The sequence below is a fragment of the Streptomyces sp. NPDC002619 genome, from assembly GCF_042889305.1.
GTDB lineage: Bacteria > Actinomycetota > Actinomycetes > Streptomycetales > Streptomycetaceae > Streptomyces.
The window spans coordinates 1-1,784 of the sequence record NZ_JBIAQV010000151.1; the positions used below are offsets into that span (position 1 = coordinate 1).

Annotated in this window: 1 protein-coding gene and 1 pseudogene; one reads left to right on the forward strand and one right to left on the reverse strand. The window is 67.5% G+C overall.

The window, feature by feature from the left end; translation table 11 throughout:
* Window positions 1–90: 90 nt before the first annotated feature.
* Window positions 91–704: pseudogene (locus ACFYXB_RS45935) on the forward strand (RNA-guided endonuclease InsQ/TnpB family protein); the annotation flags it as partial.
* Between the two features lie 199 nt (window positions 705–903).
* Here ACFYXB_RS45935 and ACFYXB_RS45940 read toward each other — a convergent pair.
* Window positions 904–1,407: a MarR family winged helix-turn-helix transcriptional regulator gene (locus ACFYXB_RS45940; protein ID WP_389591467.1), complete on the reverse strand. Its 504-nt coding sequence runs from the start codon at window positions 1,405–1,407 to the stop codon at window positions 904–906.
* Window positions 1,408–1,784: the final 377 nt, after the last annotated feature.

The window sequence follows — 1,784 nt, forward strand, 5'->3', positions numbered from 1 at the left end:
ACCTGGCACCTCGCCCCTGCCACCGCATAGCGAAAAGGGCCGCCCGGCCTCCCGGCCGGACAGCCCCACAACAAGATTTTCAGCAGCCTTCTAGGGCACTTCGCCGTTCTCTCCGACGGCACGAAGATCGACAGACCGCGCTTCCTGCGCCGGGCCGAGAAGCGCCTCAAGCGCGCACGACAAGCCCTCTGCCGCAAGGAGAAGGGCAGCAACGCCAGGGACAGGCCCGGCTTCGTGGCGCCCGTGGCGCACGCACGGGTGGCCGATGCGCGACGCGAGTTCCACCACCAGCTCTCCACCAAGCTGATCAGCGAAAACCAAGCGGTCGCGGTGGAAGACCTGTCGGTCAAGGGCCTCGCCCGAATGCCTGGCCAAGTCCGTACACGACGCCGGATGGGCTCAGGTGGTCGCGATGCTGGAATACAAGGCCGCCCGGTACGGGCGCACCTTCCACCGCATCGGCCCCTTCGAGCCCACCTACAGGTCTGCTCGGCCTGCGGCGTCAGGACGGCCCCAAACCCCTCCAAGTCCGGACCTGGACGTGCAGGGTCTGCGACATCTCCCTGGACAGAGGCATCAACGCGGCCGTGAACATCGGCCGGGCCGCCGGGCTGGTGGTGACAGCGTGTGGAGCGCAGGTAAGACCGGGACTTGTTCCGGCACAGCGCCGTGAAGCGGGAACCCACCGAGACGGTCAGCCGACCGTGGTGGGAATCTCCTCCCTTTATGACTCCGTTGGCAAAAGGACAGGGCGGGCATCCCGGCTCGCACTCTGGCTGGGAGTGGATCACTTGACCTGCGGGTCCGTGAGCCAAAGTGACCACCACGGCCGGCAGCTCGTCCCTTTCCCAGCGGAGTCCTTTAAAGGGAGGGGAGCGGAAGTCAAGGCCGAGGCAAGCAGCGTCAGGCCGGCCTGCCCGCGGATTCCGGTCCTGTGCTGCCGCCTTCGTCCTGCTGGTCGACCGGCCCTAGGAGTGCCTCACTGATTTCGCGTAGCTGCTCCACCTGGGCAGGGGTGAGACGGTCGAGGAAGCGGGAGCGCACACAGGCGAGTTGGAAGGGGGCTGCCGCCTGCAAGGCGTCGTTTCCTGCGCCGGTCAGCCTGGCCAGGACGATACGGCGGTCGACTGGGTCCGGTACGCGCTCCACCCAGCCGTGCTCCCGTGCGCGGTCCACCAGATGGGAGAGTCTGCTGGTCGATATCTCCATCCGCCGAGCCAACCTGGTCAGGCCGAGCTGCCCCTGGGGGGCTTCCGACAGCCAGGAAAGCATCTCGTAGTTGATCTGCCACATGCCGGTGGCGCGTCGGAATTCCTGCCCGACCTGCTCGGTGAGCCAGCGTGCCGCACTACTGAAGGCGCGCACAGGCTGCTGTGCGGCAAGGCCAGCCGATTCGATTCTCTCCACAGGGACTCCTTGAATGTGGCGGTGCCGCACCGCTCTGCGTCACCAGCCCGCGGCAGTCACCTGTTCCCGCACCAAGCCCACACGCTGGTCCTTTCGCCGCCGCCCCGGCGCATGCGGGGTCATGGATACGGCGGATGCGCTGATCGTGCGGGAGGTTGTGCGCACGCGACGCGGCACTCGGTGCCGGGCACGGGCCCATCCTGACCGGCACGCCCCGTCGGAGTCGTGCGGGATGTCCGTGTGCACCTCCCTCCGCATGTACCAGCTCGAGATCGCGCACATCTGCGGTGCGCCGGGTCATGCGATGACGTCCGCGTTGCTGGAGCTGGGGACGGTGGGTGCATTTTTGGTCCCGGGCAGTGGGCTGGTGCCGGTCC